The sequence below is a fragment of the Mycobacterium sp. NGS68 genome, assembly GCF_059812195.1.
In genome coordinates, this window is sequence record NZ_JCALCE010000033.1 from 50,573 (window position 1) to 65,994 (window position 15,422).

The following is a 15,422-nucleotide window of genomic DNA, read 5'->3' on the forward strand; positions in this document are numbered from 1 at the left end:
GGCACATGGAGAAACCGAAAAGGCTGAACGATCCTCGGGCGGACCTCTTTATCAAGTGGATGGCCCGCATCAACGCCTGGGTCTATAAGCGCACCAACGGAAAGCTCGGCGGCACGATCCAGAAGGCACCGGTCGCGCTGCTGACAACCACCGGCCGCAAGACCGGGGAGCCGCGCGTCAGTCCGCTGATCTACGTACGCGACGGCAACCGCGTGGTTGTGCCCGCGTCGCGGGGCGGCTCCGACAAACACCCGTTGTGGTACCTCAACCTGAAGGCCGATCCCAAGGTGAAGGTGCAGATCAAGAGCGAGGTGCTGCAATTGCGGGCGCGCGACGCCACGCCCGAGGAGCGCGAACAGTACTGGCCCCAGCTGGCCGCCGCATACCCACCGCTCGACGACTACAAGACGTGGACCGAACGGGTGATTCCGTTGGTGATCTGCGACCCGGACCGCTGACCGGCACGCACCGCCAGGCCGCCATACCTCCTTGCCGGACAAGGGCTCTGGCGACAGCGGCACACAACGCCTGGTCGACCGAGGACCTGTAGGCGTGCACACCGCCACCACGCACGTGCAGGCCATCTGCTGCTGTCAGCAATCGCATTGCCGCGGTGTCCAGCAGGCTCCCGTGCGTGCACAGCGCCTGTTGCAGATGTGGGATGAGCGCGTCGACGAACCTGACCCGCTCGGCCGTTCCGTAGGTTCGCTGCGTGGCGGCGCGGACACCAAAAAGCTGCTTGGCGACGACGCCGACAGCCGGACGAACAACCCGTCGGCCATGTCGAAGCGGCGCTGCCAGTCGTGGTGAAATTCGTTGCGCCTTTTGTCGCCGAGCCCGGCGTCACATCCACCGCGTAACAAACCGACCGGTCCGCTTTCGCAGGACTCGATCACGAAGTCCATTTGGTGGTAGTAGCTGACGTCATAAGGAATCTCTCCAACGATCCGCCACGAATTTCTTTCCCGCGGGCGGCAAAACTCCGCGAGAATTGCGACGTTAACGGTGGATGAGGACCAAATTGATGATGTTTTCCTCGCCGGCTGCGGCGGTCAGGAAACGCCTCCGAGAAGAGGTGCGAACGGGCGTGCTCAGGCCCCGTACACCGGCACAGGCGGCCTGGACTTGGCCAGCAAGTCGGCGACGACGGGTCCCAGCTCGGAGGGGTCCCAGCGCGCACCCTTGTCGACCTGCGGGCCGTGCGCCCAGCCCTCGGCGACCCGGATGACGCCGCCCTCGAGTTCGAACACCTTCCCAGTGACATCGCGGGACTCGACGCTGCCCAGCCAGACCACCAGCGGCGAGATGTTCTCCGCTGCCATGGAGTCGAAATCCTGGTCCTGCGTGGACATCATCTCGGCGAACACGGTCTCGGTCATGCGGGTACGCGCCGACGGTGCAATTGCGTTGACGGTGACGCCGTACCGGCCCATCTCCGCCGCGGCGACCAGCGTCAACGCCGCGATGCCCGCCTTGGCGGCGCTGTAGTTGCCCTGCCCGACGCTGCCCTGCAGGCCCGCGCCCGAGCTGGTGTTGATGATCCGCGCGTCGACCGTTTTGCCCTCTTTGGACTGGGCGCGCCAGTAGGACGCGGCGTGGCGCATGGTGGCGAAGTGGCCCTTGAGGTGCACGGCGATGACAGCGTCGAACTCTTCCTCGCTGGTGTTGGCCATCATCCGGTCGCGGACGATGCCGGCGTTGTTGACCAGGACGTCCAGGCCGCCGTACGTCTCGACGGCCGCCCGCACCAGGGCGGCGGCCTGGTTCCAGTCCGAGATGTCGGACCCGTTGGCGACGGCCTCGCCGCCGGCCGCGGTGATCTCGTCGACGACGCCCTGTGCGGCGCTGCCACCACCGGCGGGCGAGCCGTCCAGGCCGACCCCGATGTCGTTGACCACGACGCGCGCACCCTCGGCGGCAAACGCAAGCGCGTGCGCGCGACCGATGCCGCCGCCCGCTCCGGTGACGATGACCACCCGCCCGTCGACCAGTCCCATTCCGTGTGTCTCCTTTACTTGACCGCGCTCGCGTTGGTTGTGGCCAGATAATGCGGCGGCTCGCCGCCGCCGTGCACCTCCAGCGAGGCGCCGCTGATGTAGGACGCCGCGTCGGAGGCCAGAAACGCTGCGGCCCAACCGATGTCCTCCGGCTTGGCCAGCCGGCCCAGCGGGACGTTCTTGGAGATCGCGGCGATCGACTCGGCGTCGCCGTAGAACAGGTCGGCCTGTTCGGTCTCCACCATGCCGACGACGCAGGCGTTCACCCGGACCTTCGGGCCCCACTCCACGGCCAAGGTCTGCGTGATGCTTTCCAGGCCAGCCTTCGCCGCCCCGTAGGCCGCGGTGCCCGGGGACGGCCGCCGGCCGCTGAGACTGCAGATGTTGACGATCGACCCGCCGCCCGGCTGCTCCTGCATCTTGTCGTTGGCGAACTGCGAAACCAAGAGCCCGCCAATCAGATTGAGCTCGATGATCTTGCGGTTGAACTTCGGGCTGGAGCCCGCGGTCAGCACGTACGGCGACCCGCCAGCGTTGTTGACCACCACGTCGATCCGGCCGTGCCGCTCGACGATGGAGTCGATCAACGCCTGGACGGCCTCCTCGTCGCGCACGTCGCACGAGTGAAACTCATACGGCAGCCCCTCGACGGGCCTGCGGGCACAGGTGATCACGGTCGCGCCCTGCCCGGCGAAAACCGCGCTGATACCGGCACCTACGCCGCGGACTCCGCCGGTGACCAGAACCACCCGCCCGGCCAGCCCGAGTCTGATGGCGTCCCCAGACAGAGGGCCTCCTTCGGCACGAGTCACTGTGCTAGCGTACCAAGCAAGTGCTTGCTTAGGTAGTTGACCCCAGCAGGAAGTGCCATGACCATCACCTCTGCCACCGTTGAACCGGGCGTAGTCGCCGTCACCGTCGACTACCCGCCCGTCAATGCCATCCCGTCCCGCGGCTGGTTCGAGCTGGCCGACGCCATCACGGCCGCCGGCGCCGACCCCGAAACCCACGCGGTGATCCTGCGCGCCGAGGGCCGCGGCTTCAACGCGGGCGTGGACATCAAAGAGATGCAGAAGACCGAAGGCTTCACCGCCCTGATCGACGCCAACCGCGGCTGCTTTGCCGCGTTCCGCGCCGTCTACGAGTGCGCGGTGCCCGTGATCGCGGCGGTGAACGGATTCTGCGTCGGCGGCGGCATCGGGCTGGTCGGCAACTCCGACGTCATCGTCGCCTCCGACGACGCCACCTTCGGGCTGCCGGAGGTGGAGCGCGGCGCACTCGGCGCGGCAACTCACCTGTCCCGGCTGGTGCCGCAGCACCTGATGCGGCGGCTGTTCTTCACCGCGGCCACCGTGGACGCCGCCACCCTGCATCACTTCGGTTCGGTGCACGAGGTGGTGCCCCGCGCCGAGCTGGACGAGGCCGCGCTGCGGGTGGCCCGCGACATCGCCGCCAAGGACACCCGGGTGATCCGGGCGGCCAAGGAGGCGCTCAACCTGATCGACGTGCAGCGGGTCAACTCGAGTTACCGCATGGAGCAAGGCTTTACGTTCGAGCTCAACCTCGCCGGTGTCGCCGACGAGCACCGCGACGCGTTCGCCGGTACGGATAAGGGCAAGAAGTGAGCGACAAGCGCACCACCCTCGATGACGCCGTCGCGCAGATTCGCAGCGGCATGACCATCGGCATCGCCGGCTGGGGCTCGCGGCGCAAGCCGATGGCCTTCATTCGCGCCCTGCTGCGCACCGACGTCGCCGACCTGACGGTCGTCACCTACGGCGGACCCGACCTGGGGCTGCTGTGCTCCGCCGGCAAGGTCAAGCGCGTCTACTACGGGTTCGTCTCACTGGACTCGCCGCCGTTCTACGACCCGTGGTTCGCCAAGGCCCGCACCACCGGCGCGATCGAGGCCCGCGAGATGGACGAGGGCATGCTGCGTTGCGGCCTGCAGGCGGCCGCGCAGCGATTGCCGTTCCTGCCCATCCGCGCGGGGCTGGGCAGTTCGGTCCTGGACTTCTTCGACGGGGAGCTGAAGACGGTCACGTCGCCGTATCCCAGCCCCGGTCCCTCAGGAGGCGGCTACGAGACGCTGATCGCCATGCCGGCCCTGAAACTGGACGCCGCATTCGCGCACCTCAATCTCGGTGACGCCCAAGGCAATGCGGCCTACACCGGTATCGACCCCTACTTCGACGACCTGTTCCTGATGGCCGCCGACAAGCGGTTCCTGTCGGTCGAGCGCATCGTGCCCACCGAGGAACTGGTCAAAGCGGTTCCGCCGCAGGCGCTGCTGATCAACCGGATGATGGTCGACGGCGTCGTCGAGGCCCCCGGGGGCGCCCACTTCACCACCGCCGCACCGGACTACGGCCGCGACGAGAAGTTCCAGCGGCACTACGCCGAGGCCGCATCGACGGAAGAGGGCTGGGCACAGTTCGTGCAGACCTACCTGTCCGGCAGCGAAGACGACTATCAGGCGGCCGTTCGCGCCTTCGGAGAAGAGGCTTCGAAATGACCACCAGCAGAGCCGAAGTGTGCGCGGTCGCCTGCGCCGAGCTGTTCAGGGACGCCGGCGAGATCATGATCAGCCCGATGACCAACATGGCCTCGGTCGGGGCCCGACTGGCCCGGCTGACCTTCTCCCCCGACATCCTCCTCACCGACGGCGAAGCCCAACTGCTGGCCGACACACCGGCGCTCGGCAAGACGGGCGCCATCGAAGGCTGGATGCCGTTCGGCCGCGTGTTCGAGACGCTGGCCTGGGGCCGGCGACACGTGGTGATGGGCGCGAATCAGGTTGACCGCTACGGCAATCAGAACATCTCGGCGTTCGGTCCGCTGCAGCGGCCGACCCGGCAGATGTTCGGCCTGCGCGGCTCGCCGGGCAACACCATCAACCACGCGACCAGTTACTGGGTGGGCAACCACTCCAAGCGCGTCTTCACCGACGGCGTCGATGTGGTCTGCGGAATCGGTTACGACAAGGTTGACAAGGACAATCCGGCGTTCCGGTTCGTCAACGTCTACCGGGTGGTGTCCAACCTCGGCGTGTTCGACTTCGGCGGCCCCGACGGGACTATGCGCGCCCTGAGCCTGCACCCGGGCGTCGTCCCCGACGAGGTTCGCGAAGCCAGCTCGTTCGAGGTGCACGGGCTGGACGAGGCACCGGAGACCCGGTTGCCGACCGACGACGAGCTGCGCCTGATCCGCGAGGTCATCGACCCGAAGGCGCTGCGCGACAGAGAGATCCGGTAGTGCGGCTCAAGACACCGCTGACCGAGCTGGTCGGCATCGAGCATCCGGTGGTGCAGACCGGGATGGGCTGGGTCGCCGGCGCCCGGCTGGTGTCGGCCACCGCCAACGCCGGCGGGTTGGGCATCCTGGCCTCGGCCACCATGACGCTGGACGAGTTGGCGACGGCGATCGGCAAGGTCAAGGCGGCCACCGACAAGCCATTCGGGGTGAACATCCGCGCGGACGCGGCCGACGCCGGCGATCGGGTCGAGCTGATGATCCGCGAGGGCGTGAAGGTGGCGTCCTTCGCGCTGGCCCCCAAAAAGGAGCTGATCGATCGCCTCAAAGAGGCAGGCGCCGTGGTGGTTCCGTCGATCGGCGCGGCCAAGCACGCCCGCAAGGTCGCGGCGTGGGGTGCCGACGCGATGATCGTGCAGGGCGGCGAAGGCGGCGGACACACCGGGCCGGTCGCGACCACGTTGCTGCTGCCGTCGGTGCTGGACGCGGTCAAGGGCACCGACATTCCCGTCGTGGCGGCCGGTGGCTTTTTCGACGGACGCGGCCTCGCGGCGGCGCTTTCGTACGGGGCGGCCGGAGTTGCCATGGGGACCCGGTTCCTGCTCACCTCGGATTCGACGGTGCCGGACGCGGTCAAGCGGCGCTACCTGGAGGCGGCGCTCGACGGCACCGTAGTCACCACCCGCGTCGACGGCATGCCGCACCGGGTGCTACGCACCGGGCTGGTGGAAAAGCTGGAAAGCGGTTCGCCGGTAAGAGGTTTCAGCGCGGCGGTGCGCAACGCGGCGAAGTTCAAGCAGATGTCGCAGATGACGTGGCGTTCGATGATCCAGGACGGACTGGCGATGCGCCACGGCAAGGAACTGACCTGGTCGCAGGTGGTGATGGCGGCGAACACCCCGATGCTGCTGAAGGCCGGGCTGGTCGAGGGCAATACCGAGGCCGGGGTGCTCGCGTCGGGACAGGTGGCGGGCATCATCGAGGACCTGCCGTCGTGCGCCGAGCTGATCGAGTCGATCGTCTCCGAGGCGATCACCCACCTGCGGGCGGCTTCTGCGCTAGTGGTGGACTGACACCCTCGACTAGGCTTTCCCAGCTATGTCGACCATCGACGCCGTAGACCACGCGGCGCCCGAAGCCCCGGGACACCACGCGCTACCGGACCCCGGTGAGGCGGTTCCCAAGCTGGCGCTACCCACCGTCGGGATCTTCCTGGCCTCGCTGACCGCCTTCGTCGCGTCGACGATCGGCTACGTCAACGGGTGGGCGCCCTGGTGGCTGACGATCCCCGTCAACGCCGCGGTCACCTTCGTCATGTTCACCGTCGTGCACGACGCGTCGCATTACTCGATCAGCTCGACGCGCTGGGTGAACGGGCTGATGGGGCGGCTGGCGTGGCTGTTCGTCGGGCCGGTGGTGGCGTTCCCCTCGTTTGGTTACATCCACATCCAGCATCACCGGCATTCCAACGACGACGACGAAGATCCGGACACGTTCGCCTCGCACGGCAGGTGGTGGACGTTGCCGTTCCGCTGGTCGCTGGTGGAGTACTTCTACCTGAAGTACTACCTGCCGCGCGCCCGCAGTCGCCCGGTCACCGAGGTCGCCGAGACGCTGCTGATGCTGACGCTGAGCCTGACGGGGCTGACCGTCGCCGTCGTCACCGGCAACTTCTGGACGCTGGCGGTGGTGTTCCTGATTCCGCAACGCATCGGGCTCACCATTCTGGCGTGGTGGTTCGACTGGCTGCCCCACCACGGTCTGGCGGACACCCAGCGCACCAACCGCTACCGCGCGACCCGCAATCGTGTTGGCGCGGAGTGGCTTTTCACGCCCGTACTGCTGTCGCAGAACTACCACCTGGTGCACCACCTGCACCCGTCGGTGCCGTTCTACCGCTACCTGCGGACGTGGCAGCGCAACGAAGAGGCCTACCTGGAGCGCAACGCCGCGATATCCACCGTCTTTGGCCAGCAATTGAATCCGGACGAATTCCGGGAGTGGAAGGAGCTCAACGGCAGGCTCGCGCGGCTATTGCCGGTGCGGATGCCGGCCAGGTCGAGCTCGCCGCACGCGGTGCTGCATCGCATTCCGGTCGCCGCGGTCGATCCCCTCACCGCCGACAGCACTCTGGTGACTTTCGCGGTGCCGGAAGCGCTTCAGGACGCGTTCCGGTTCGAGCCGGGCCAGCACGTGACGGTCGTCGGCGGCGAAGGCGTGCGCCGCAACTACTCGATCTGCGCGCCGGCCACCCGGGCGCAGCTGCGGATCGCCGTCAAGCACATTCCGGGCGGGGCATTTTCGACGTTTGTCGCCAACGACCTCAAGGCGGGCGACGTCCTGGAGCTGATGACCCCGACCGGACGGTTCGGGACCCCGCTGCATCCGCTGAACCGCAAGCACTACGTGGGCCTGGTGGCCGGCAGTGGGATCACGCCGGTGCTGTCGATCCTCGCGACGACGCTGGAGATCGAGACCGAGAGCCGATTCACGCTGATCTACGGCAACCGGACCAAGGAGTCGACGATGTTCCGGGCCGAACTCGATCGGCTCGAAACGCGCTATGCCGACCGCCTGGAGATCCTGCACGTGCTGTCCGGCGAGCCGCTGCATGCGCCGGAACTGCGGGGCCGTATCGACAGGAAGAAGCTCAACCTGTGGCTGACCGCCGGCCTGCAGCCCGCCAGCGTCGACGAGTGGTTCATCTGCGGCCCGATGGAGATGACGACGTCCGTGCGCGAGGTGCTGATCGAGCATTGCGTCGACTCCGAACGCATCCACCTCGAGCTGTTTCACGGTTTCGAGACCGGGTCTGCCGCGCCCACTTCCTTCGAGGCCGCGACCGTCACCTTCACCCTGGGTGGGCGGCAGGAAACGTTCGACCTGGTGCCCGGCGACTCGATTCTGGAGGGCGCGCTGCAGCGACGCAGCGACGCGCCGTACGCCTGCATGGGCGGCGCCTGCGGCACCTGCCGGGCCAAGCTGATCGACGGTGATGTGGAGATGGATCACAACTTCGCCTTGGGGCGGGCCGAACTGGATGCCGGCTACATCCTGACCTGCCAGTCACATCCGACGACGCCGTTTGTGGTCGTCGACTACGACGTCTAGGCAAACCGGCCCTGACCGACACCTGAGCGTGGGCTTCGGCGGGCCGGCACCACGCCGATGTCGGATTTGCTCGACAACCCCAGCGAGCTCTCGCCGATGAACAACACCTCGTCGCCGGCCGCGAGCACGTCGTCGGGCTGGGGAACCATCACGTTGTCCGCGCGTACCACCGCGACCAAAGCCGTATTCCCCGGCAACTCCAGCTCGCCGACTTGCCGACCCACGAGTGGATTGTCCTCAGGCAAAGTCAGTTTCGTCAGGGCCGCCCGGCCCTCGTGCAGCCCCATCAACTGGACCACGTGGCCCACGTCGATCGCGCCCTCGATTCCGGCAACCATCGCGCCGGGCGTCGACACCGCGACGTCGATGCCCCAGTCCTGGGTGAACATCCACTCGTTGCGGATGTCGTTGATCCTGGCCACCACCCTGGGCACGCCGAACTCGGTCTTGGCCAGCAGGCCCACCACGAGGTTGGATTTGTCGTCCCCGGTGGCGGCGATCACGGCGTCGCAGGTCTGCAACCCCGCCTCTTGCAACGCGGTCAGCTCGCACGCGTCGGCATTCAGCCAGTCGGCGTCGGCAACCGTGTGGGGTTCGAAGTTGCTCCGCTCATGTTCGATCAGCAGAATCTTGTGCCCGCTGTCCAACAGCTCCCGCGCGACCGAACGGCCGACCTTGCCGGCGCCGGCAATCGCGATCCGTACCTTCCGCTTCGTCACCCCGTCATCTTGTCTCATCTAGCACGTCGACGCCCTCACGGTTCTGCGCCCCACGCCAAGCGCGCGGCGGCCTCTTGCTGATTTACTGACACCACGCCGATGTCGGCGCCCTCGTCGTCGCCAGTGCATGATCCGACAGCCATTGCCGGGAATCAACTGTGAACGGGAAACGAAATGAGCTTGCACCAGCTGTACCTGACTTTGCTGATCGGCGGCCTCGTGCTGCTGGCCAGCATCGTCGGCACGCGGGTGGCAAGCAAGGTCGGCTTCCCCAGCCTGCTCCTCTTCCTGCTGGTCGGTGTCCTGGTCGGTGAGGACGGCCTCGGTCTGCAGTTCAACGACGAGCAACTGGCCCGCAACCTCGGCACCGCGGCGCTGGCCATAATCCTCGTCGAAGGCGGTTTGACCACGCGGTTCACCGAGATTCGCACGGTCTTGGCGCCCGCGGCCGTCCTGGCCACCGTCGGCGTGATCCTCAGTACGCTGGTCACCGCTGTCGGCGCCCACCTGCTGCTCCGCATCGACTGGCAGCTCGCGTTGCTGCTGGGAGCAATCGTCTCCTCCACCGATGCGGCGGCCGTGTTCTCCGTCCTGCGTGTGCTGCCGTTGCCCCCGCGGGTTGCCGGACTGCTCGAGGCCGAGTCCGGCTTCAACGACGCGCCCGCGGCGATTCTGGTCCTCATCTTCAGCGCGGTGCCCTTCGTGTTCGATCCGGCGCACGAACTGACCGTTCTGGCCTACGAACTCGCCGGCGGCTCCGCGACCGGGGTCGCGGTCGGATACCTCGGCGCGCTCGGCCTGCGCCGCATCGCGCTGCCCGCATCCGGGCTGTACCCGATCGCGACCTTCGGGTTGGCGCTGATCGCGTTCGCCGCCGCCGGCAGCGCCCAGACCAGCGGTTTCATCGCCGCCTACCTGGCCGCGGTGGTGCTGGCGAACTCGGGGCTGCCACACCGGTCGGCGACCCGGTCGTTCGCCGAGGGGGTCGGCTGGTTGGCGCAGATCGGGCTGTTCGTGCTGCTCGGCCTGCTGGTGAACCCCAGCGAGCTGGCGGGTGACGTGGTGGCGGCGATCGTCGTCGGGCTCGTCCTGCTGCTGATCGCCCGGCCGCTGTCGGTCGTGGGTTCGTTGGCGTGGTTTCGCGTGCCGTGGCGCGAGCAGATCTTTCTGTCGTGGGCGGGCCTGCGGGGGGCGGTGCCCATCGTGTTGGCGACGTTTCCGGTGGTCGCGGGCGTCGCCAACAGCTATCGCCTGCAAAACATCGTGTTCATGCTGGTGGTGGTCTTCACCCTGGTGCAGGGCCCCAGCCTGCGGCCGATCGCGCACCTGCTGGGCCTGATTTCCCGCGAAGCCACTCGCGAGATCCAGGTCGAGGCCGCACCGCTGGACATGCTCGACGCGGAACTGCTGACCATGACCGTGCAGCGGACGTCGCTGCTGCACAACGTCACCATCCTCGAACTCCGTCTGCCGGACCCCGCCGTGATCACGCTGATCATCCGCGACGGACGCACGTTCGTTCCGGTTCCCGACACCCGGATCGAGACCGGCGACGAGTTGCTGATCGTCACCACCAGCAAGACGCGTGCCGCGGCGGAGGCCAGGCTACGGGCGGTCAGCCGGCGCGGCAAACTCGCGCACTGGTTCGACGAGTACGGCGAGGTCCACTGAACCCCGCCAGTAGGATCAGTCGCGTGCACCGCTTGGCAAGGCTGTCGACGACGGTATTACCGCGATTGAGCGTGGGCTGCGCTCTTGCGTGCGCCGGTGTCGGCGTGGCTCCCCCGGCGCACGCCAACATTTTCGTCGAATGCTCCTTCGCCGTGCAGCAGCCGTTTCGCTACACCGTCGCAGGCAATCAGTACGTGGCCACCCGCATGGAGGCCAACAACTGCAAGACCAATCTGCCTAGCGCCACAATCACTTTGACGGTGAGCATGCAGGTCGGCTACGGCACGCAAGAAGCCGGCGCTACGGACATCTCGCGGCACGAGTACAGCGCGCCGATCGACGTGCAAAACGGGGGGTCATACTCGGTGCAATTTCCCAACAACGATGACCTGATTGCACTGAAGCCGGGCTCCTTCATGGCAAGCGGCTCGGCCACCTCGACCATCGAAGGGTTCGTGCACCCGAAGCACGTAAACACCGCGATCGCCACGTGGGGCGTGTCTTGGGGGACGCTGCCGAAGATGTCTTGACGTTGGCCGCTTTCGGGTGCGGGTACCGAGTCAGCGACTAGGTTGCTAACCGTGGGGACCGATCCGTGGGGCGAGCCGCAGGCGCATCTCGTGATGCGGGCGGCCGACGGCGAGCGGACCGTGCCGATCTTCGATCAACTCTTCGTGGGCCGCGAATGCGCGGGGGTCGGCGAACATCGCAGGCTGGTGATCCGCGACCCCGGCATCTCCCGAAACCACCTCGAGATTCGGCTGGACCCCGTCGCCGACCGCGCGTTCGTCATCGACACCAGCACCAACGGGACGTCGCTCAACGGCGCGCGACTCGAACGCGCCGTCCTGGTCCCCATCAAGCCGAACGACCGCATCCAGCTCGGCGACGTCGAGCTAACTTTTCGCGCCGATCGCTTCACGACCACCCGGAAGGCCACCGCTACCGCGAATCTCACCGTGGCCCGCATCATCGAGGCGGCCATGGTGATGGTGGTCGGGGACATCACGAACTATTCGACGATCTCCGAGGTCACCGACAACCGGTTGCTCGCCACCAGCCTGAATCAGCTCTGGGGTGAGCTCCGCGTCGTCCTGCGCCAACATCGCGGCACGCTGAACCACTACGCGGGCGACGCGATGTACGCGGTGTGGGAACTGCGCAGCCTGCCCGAGGCCAACGAGCTGGCGATCGACTTCGCACTCGCCGCGGTGCGCAAGGTCGCCGAACTCGCGCCCGCGCTGGCACTGCGCGACCCGAACGGCGCGCCGATCCACATGGGCTGGGCAGTGGTGCAGGGCGGCGCCGCGATCGCCGCGATGACCAGGACGGTCGAGGCGGTGATCGGCGACGCGACCAACGTGGCGTTCCGGCTGTCCGGCATCGCCGGACGGGAAGGGCGCGCGGACGTGATGGCCACCGCCGCCGTGCACAAAGCGGTTCAGGCGCAATATGTTTGGGGCGACGCCGAGCAGATCGCGATCAAGGGCCGCAAGCTGCCGGAGACGGTGTACCCGGTCCTGGGGCGGGCCTGAACCCGCTGCTGCCCCGCCGAGTGTCGGGTTGAGGCACGGTTATCTGCGGCAGGCGTAACACAAGCCCACATTCGGCGGCCGGGGTTACGGGGACTACAGCCGCTCGATGATGGTGACGTTGGCGGTGCCGCCGCCCTCGCACATGGTCTGCAGCCCGTAGCGGCCGCCGGTGCGCTCCAATGTGTTGAGCATGGTGGTGAACAGCTTCGCCCCGGTGGCGCCCAGCGGATGACCGAGCGCGATCGCGCCGCCGCTGGGGTTGACCTTCTCCGGGTCGGCCTTGATCTCCTTGAGCCAGGCCAGAACTACCGGCGCGAACGCCTCGTTGATCTCGACGGTGTCGATGTCGTCGATGGTCAGCCCGGCCTTGTCCAGCGCGTACCGGGTGGCGGGGATGGGCCCGGTCAGCATGAACACCGGGTCGGCGCCGCGGGTGCTGATGTGGTGGATGCGGGCCCGCGGTGTCAGGCCGTGGTCCTTGACGGCCTGTTCGGAGGCCAGCAGCACGGCGCTGGCGCCGTCGGAGATCTGGCTCGCCATCGCCGCGGTCAGTCGGCCCCCCTCGACCAGGGGCTTGAGGCCGGCCATCTTCTCCAGCGACGACTCGCGCGGTCCCTCGTCGACCCGGAACGGCCCGGTTTCGGTTTCCACAGTGAGGATTTCGGTGTCGAAGTTGCCGCCGCGGATCGCCGCGAACGCACGCTCGTGACTGGTCAGGGCGTAGCGCTCCATCTCCTCGCGCGAGATGTTCCACTTCTCGGCGATCAGTTCCGAGCCGCGGAACTGCGAGATCTCCTGGTCGCCGTAGCGGTGCAGCCACTGCTTGGACTCGTTGGTCGGCGAGGTGAAGCCGAACTGCTCGCCGACGATCATCGCCGACGAGATCGGGATCTGGCTCATGTTCTGCATGCCGCCGGCCACGATGACGTCGGCCGTGCCGGACATGATCGCCTGTGCGCCAAAGGAAATTGCCTGCTGGCTGGAGCCGCACTGGCGGTCGACGGTGACCCCGGGAACCTCCTCGGGGTAGCCCGCGGCCAGCCACGACAAGCGGGCGATGTTGCCCGCCTGTCCGCCGATGGCGTCGACGCAGCCGGCGATCACGTCGTCGACGGCGGCCGGGTCGACGTCGGCGCGATCAAGCAGGCCCCGCCACGCCAGGGCGCCCAGGTCGACGGGATGCACCCCGGCCAGTGCGCCGCCGCGCTTGCCGACCGCGGTGCGCACAGCGTCGATGACGTACGCTTCGGGCATTTTTCAGACTCCTTCTTTCGCGATCCCGCCAAGCACGATGGCGAGGTATTGACGACCCACCTGCTCCGCGGTGAGCGGCCCGCCGGGCTGATACCAGCGCACCGACACCCAAGTGGTGTCACGGATGAAACGGTAGACCAGGTCGACGTCGAGATCGGACCGGAAATATCCGCCGTCGATGCCCTGGTTGAGCACCTCGACCCACATCTTGCGCTGCTCGCGGTTCATGTCCTCGATGTAGGAGAACCGGGGTTGCGCCAACAGCCGCTGGGCCTCGTCCTGGTAGATGACCACCTGCGCGTGCCGGTGCTCGATGGCCTCGAACGACGCCATGAACAGGCCTTTGAGCCGTTCCAGCGGATTGGCCTCGCTCTCCACGATCTCGCGGTAGCGGGCGAACAACCAGTCCAGGAAACCGCGCAGCAGTTCGTCGACCATCTCCTCTTTGGAGGAGAAGTGGTGGTACAGGCTGCCGGACAGGATGCCGGCGCCGTCGGCGATGTCGCGCACGGTGGTCGCGCGCAATCCGCGCTCGGCGAACATGGCAGCGGCGAGGTCCAGCAACTCGTCTCGCCGGCTGTTCGCCTGACCGGGCACTCGGTCCACCCGATCAGGGTATCAACCAAGCGCTTGCTTGGCCACTCGGGTCGGTTGCCGAAATGTTCCGGCGGCGAATTACTCAATTAGCCGGCCAAACTACGGCCACCCTATTTGTTCGACCCGCTTACGCGATGATCCGGCGTCGGCGTGTGATGTGCAGTCCATTCCAACGGATTTGGGCGTGGACGCCCCGGCGGCCCGGTATTGTCCGGCGGACTGCAGCCAATGCCTGGGGCTTGGGGAGGACAAATGGTTAATTTCGTGGTCTTGCCGCCGGAGATCAACTCCTTGCGCATGTTCAGCGGCGCGGGCTCCACGCCGATGCTTGCGGCAGCGCTCGCCTGGGAGGGCCTGGCAGACGAGCTGACGACCGCGGCGGATTCGTTCTCCGCGGTGACATCCGGACTTACGGGCCAGGCGTGGCAGGGCTCGGCGGCGGCGGCGATGACGGCCGCGGCGGCTCCCTACGCAGGGTTTCTGAGCGCCGCATCGACCCGGGCCGCGGCCGCCGCCACCCAGGCCAAGGCGGTCACCAGCGCGTTCGAGGCGGCACAGGCCGCGACCGTGCACCCGTTGTCGGTCGCGGCCAACCGCACGGGGCTGGTGCGGCTGGTGATGTCGAATCTGTTCGGCCAGAACGCGCCGGCGATCGCGGCGGTCGAGGGCCTCTACGAAGAGATGTGGGCCCAGGACGTCACCGCGATGTCGGGCTACCACGCCGCGGCCTCGGCGGTGGCCGCCCGACTGGCGCCGGCCGCGGGCCTGCAGGACCTGCTGGCCGCCCTGCCCAACCTGGGTCTCGGCAACCTCGGCAACGGCAACATCGGCTTCGGCAATAAGGGCAACGGCAACCTCGGCAGCGGCAACCTCGGCAACCAGAACATCGGCAGCGGAAACAACAACGGCTCGAAGAACTTCGGCGTCGGCAACCTCGGCGGCTCCAACGTCGGCGGCGGCAACTACGGCGACAACAACATCGGCTTCGGCAACGGCGGAAACGCCGGCATACCGGGCAGCACGCCGGGCAGCAAGAACGTGGGCATGGGCAACGCCGGCACCGGGAACTGGGGCTTCGGAAACGTCGGCGCCAGCAACATCGGCGGCGGCAACACCGGCACCGGCAACGTCGGCGCGGGCAACACCGGCACCGGCAACTACGGGTTCGGCAACTCCGGCAACAACAACATCGGGCTCGGGCTGTCCGGCAACAACAAAGTCGGCATCAACCTGGCCGGCCTGCTCAACTTCGGCAGCGGCAACATCGGCATCGGCAACACGGGCAC

Annotated in this window: 16 protein-coding genes; 11 read left to right on the plus strand and 5 right to left on the minus strand. The window is 67.4% G+C overall.

The window, feature by feature from the left end; genetic code table 11:
- Positions 1 to 5: 5 nt before the first annotated feature.
- The gene (locus AC5Y5V_RS25865) at positions 6 to 458 is read left to right on the plus strand and encodes a nitroreductase family deazaflavin-dependent oxidoreductase (protein WP_499940809.1); all 453 of its coding nucleotides are present in this window, start codon (positions 6 to 8) and stop codon (positions 456 to 458) included.
- Between the two features lie 94 nt (positions 459 to 552).
- Entirely contained in the window at positions 553 to 810 is a 258-nt protein-coding gene (locus AC5Y5V_RS25870) for a hypothetical protein (protein ID WP_499940810.1), read from the plus strand.
- A gap of 281 nt (positions 811 to 1,091) precedes the next feature.
- Here AC5Y5V_RS25870 and AC5Y5V_RS25875 read toward each other — a convergent pair whose 3' ends face one another.
- Both AC5Y5V_RS25875 and AC5Y5V_RS25880 read right to left on the minus strand, forming a co-directional pair.
- The gene (locus AC5Y5V_RS25875; RefSeq protein WP_499940811.1) at positions 1,092 to 1,997 is read right to left on the minus strand and encodes an SDR family oxidoreductase; all 906 of its coding nucleotides are present in this window, start codon (positions 1,995 to 1,997) and stop codon (positions 1,092 to 1,094) included.
- A gap of 14 nt (positions 1,998 to 2,011) precedes the next feature.
- Positions 2,012 to 2,770, minus strand: coding sequence for an SDR family oxidoreductase (locus AC5Y5V_RS25880; RefSeq protein ID WP_499940824.1), 759 nt, complete (start codon positions 2,768 to 2,770; stop codon positions 2,012 to 2,014).
- Positions 2,771 to 2,866: 96 nt separating this feature from the next.
- On the opposite strand from AC5Y5V_RS25880, the gene echA20 reads away from it, so the two are divergent.
- The 5 genes from echA20 to AC5Y5V_RS25905 are packed head-to-tail and all read left to right on the plus strand — an operon-like array spanning position 2,867 to position 8,360.
- Positions 2,867 to 3,622, plus strand: a complete 756-nt coding sequence (gene echA20 / locus AC5Y5V_RS25885) for a (7aS)-7a-methyl-1,5-dioxo-2,3,5,6,7,7a-hexahydro-1H-indene-carboxyl-CoA hydrolase (protein WP_499940812.1) — start codon at positions 2,867 to 2,869, stop codon at positions 3,620 to 3,622.
- Entirely contained in the window at positions 3,619 to 4,512 is an 894-nt protein-coding gene (ipdA, locus tag AC5Y5V_RS25890) for a cholesterol ring-cleaving hydrolase subunit IpdA (protein WP_499940813.1), read from the plus strand. Before echA20 ends, ipdA begins: the two co-directional genes overlap by 4 nt.
- Entirely contained in the window at positions 4,509 to 5,252 is a 744-nt protein-coding gene (gene ipdB / locus AC5Y5V_RS25895; RefSeq protein ID WP_499940814.1) for a cholesterol ring-cleaving hydrolase subunit IpdB, read from the plus strand. The genes ipdA and ipdB overlap by 4 nt, the downstream gene beginning before the upstream one ends.
- Positions 5,252 to 6,322: a (3aS,4S,5R,7aS)-5-hydroxy-7a-methyl-1-oxo-octahydro-1H-indene-4-carboxyl-CoA dehydrogenase gene (gene ipdC / locus AC5Y5V_RS25900; RefSeq protein ID WP_499940815.1), complete on the plus strand. Its 1,071-nt coding sequence runs from the start codon at positions 5,252 to 5,254 to the stop codon at positions 6,320 to 6,322. The genes ipdB and ipdC overlap by 1 nt, the downstream gene beginning before the upstream one ends.
- Before the next feature lie 25 nt (positions 6,323 to 6,347).
- Positions 6,348 to 8,360 carry a fatty acid desaturase gene (locus tag AC5Y5V_RS25905; RefSeq protein WP_499940816.1) on the plus strand — a complete coding sequence of 671 codons (2,013 nt, stop codon included), beginning with the start codon at positions 6,348 to 6,350 and terminating at the stop codon, positions 8,358 to 8,360.
- Here the strand turns inward: AC5Y5V_RS25905 and AC5Y5V_RS25910 are convergent.
- Positions 8,357 to 9,079, minus strand: coding sequence for a potassium channel family protein (locus AC5Y5V_RS25910; RefSeq protein WP_499940817.1), 723 nt, complete (start codon positions 9,077 to 9,079; stop codon positions 8,357 to 8,359). The two genes, AC5Y5V_RS25905 and AC5Y5V_RS25910, sit on opposite strands and share 4 nt — an antisense overlap.
- A 174-nt stretch (positions 9,080 to 9,253) precedes the next feature.
- On the opposite strand from AC5Y5V_RS25910, the gene AC5Y5V_RS25915 reads away from it, so the two are divergent.
- The 3 genes from AC5Y5V_RS25915 to AC5Y5V_RS25925 are packed head-to-tail and all read left to right on the plus strand — an operon-like array spanning position 9,254 to position 12,285.
- Complete coding sequence (locus AC5Y5V_RS25915; protein ID WP_499940818.1) at positions 9,254 to 10,750, plus strand: potassium/proton antiporter; 1,497 nt, start codon at positions 9,254 to 9,256, stop codon at positions 10,748 to 10,750.
- Positions 10,751 to 10,773: 23 nt separating this feature from the next.
- On the plus strand, positions 10,774 to 11,280 hold the full coding sequence (locus AC5Y5V_RS25920) for a hypothetical protein (RefSeq protein WP_499940819.1): 507 nt from the start codon (positions 10,774 to 10,776) through the stop codon (positions 11,278 to 11,280).
- 51 nt (positions 11,281 to 11,331) lie between these two features.
- Positions 11,332 to 12,285 (plus strand): adenylate/guanylate cyclase domain-containing protein, encoded by a 954-nt coding sequence (locus AC5Y5V_RS25925; protein WP_499940820.1) that lies wholly within the window; start codon positions 11,332 to 11,334, stop codon positions 12,283 to 12,285.
- Positions 12,286 to 12,378: 93 nt separating this feature from the next.
- Here the strand turns inward: AC5Y5V_RS25925 and fadA6 are convergent, their stop codons facing one another.
- The gene (gene fadA6, locus AC5Y5V_RS25930) at positions 12,379 to 13,539 is read right to left on the minus strand and encodes a steroid 3-ketoacyl-CoA thiolase FadA6 (RefSeq protein ID WP_499940821.1); all 1,161 of its coding nucleotides are present in this window, start codon (positions 13,537 to 13,539) and stop codon (positions 12,379 to 12,381) included.
- A 3-nt stretch (positions 13,540 to 13,542) separates the two neighbouring features.
- A complete protein-coding gene (gene kstR2 / locus AC5Y5V_RS25935; RefSeq protein ID WP_499940822.1) occupies positions 13,543 to 14,145 on the minus strand; it encodes a TetR family transcriptional regulator KstR2 in 603 nt (200 codons plus the stop codon).
- A gap of 243 nt (positions 14,146 to 14,388) precedes the next feature.
- On the opposite strand from kstR2, the gene AC5Y5V_RS25940 reads away from it, so the two are divergent.
- On the plus strand, positions 14,389 to 15,422 hold a 1,034-nt coding region (locus AC5Y5V_RS25940; RefSeq protein ID WP_499940823.1), incomplete at its 3' end, for a PPE family protein.

Excerpts from the sequence above, each read along its gene's own strand:
- AC5Y5V_RS25905 (WP_499940816.1), top strand. The coding sequence starts at position 6,348 with ATGTCGACCATCGACGCCGTAGACCACGCGGCGCCCGAAGCCCCGGGA.
- ipdB (WP_499940814.1), top strand. The coding sequence starts at position 4,509 with ATGACCACCAGCAGAGCCGAAGTGTGCGCGGTCGCCTGCGCCGAGCTG.
- AC5Y5V_RS25875 (WP_499940811.1), bottom strand. The coding sequence starts at position 1,997 with ATGGGACTGGTCGACGGGCGGGTGGTCATCGTCACCGGAGCGGGCGGC.
- fadA6 (WP_499940821.1), bottom strand. The coding sequence starts at position 13,539 with ATGCCCGAAGCGTACGTCATCGACGCTGTGCGCACCGCGGTCGGCAAG.
- echA20 (WP_499940812.1), top strand. The coding sequence starts at position 2,867 with ATGACCATCACCTCTGCCACCGTTGAACCGGGCGTAGTCGCCGTCACC.
- AC5Y5V_RS25915 (WP_499940818.1), top strand. The coding sequence starts at position 9,254 with ATGAGCTTGCACCAGCTGTACCTGACTTTGCTGATCGGCGGCCTCGTG.
- AC5Y5V_RS25865 (WP_499940809.1), top strand. The coding sequence starts at position 6 with ATGGAGAAACCGAAAAGGCTGAACGATCCTCGGGCGGACCTCTTTATC.